The 482-nt window shown below is 40.7% G+C and carries 1 protein-coding gene; it reads right to left on the bottom strand.

All coding sequences use genetic code 11. The annotated features are described in order from the left end of the window. The coding region (locus A3761_RS04090; RefSeq protein ID WP_156491583.1) for a hypothetical protein at positions 1-356 on the bottom strand (356 nt) is incomplete at its 3' end. Positions 357-482 lie beyond the last annotated feature (126 nt).

A 482-nucleotide genomic window follows, 5' to 3' on the forward strand; every position in this document is an offset into this window, starting at 1 on the left:
GCTATATCATTACTAGCTTGAGTGGTAGCCAGTCCACCGTCTTCAATTTTCTTCAGCTCGTGGGATGCAAAATCTTGTGTATCTTCTGCTTCATTGTATGAATTTTTCCCGTTAGAGTTCGTTGCTTCGTCATCTTCGCTATCGACGGTTAAGCCTGCAGCAGGCGAGCCGTATATGTCCAAAACAGAGATGCCGGCAATGGCAGAGACGTCGTCCATGTCTGACTCGCTCATTGCCAAAGATTGATAAGTGGCAATAGTGCTCTTTTCTTGAGAATTAATTGGCTGCGAAGCAAGTGACTTACTTGCTATCAACATTAAGGGCAGAGAAATACTAAGAATAAGCGGAGCTTTCATTTCAACAAGACACACAACATAGTAAAGCTAAAAAAATATTCCATTCGAACATATCGCTGCAGATCAATTGCGGCTGGTTACAAATAATACAGTTTTAAGTCCTATATGTACATTTAATAATGTGAA

The organism is Oleiphilus sp. HI0123 (genome assembly GCF_001635315.1).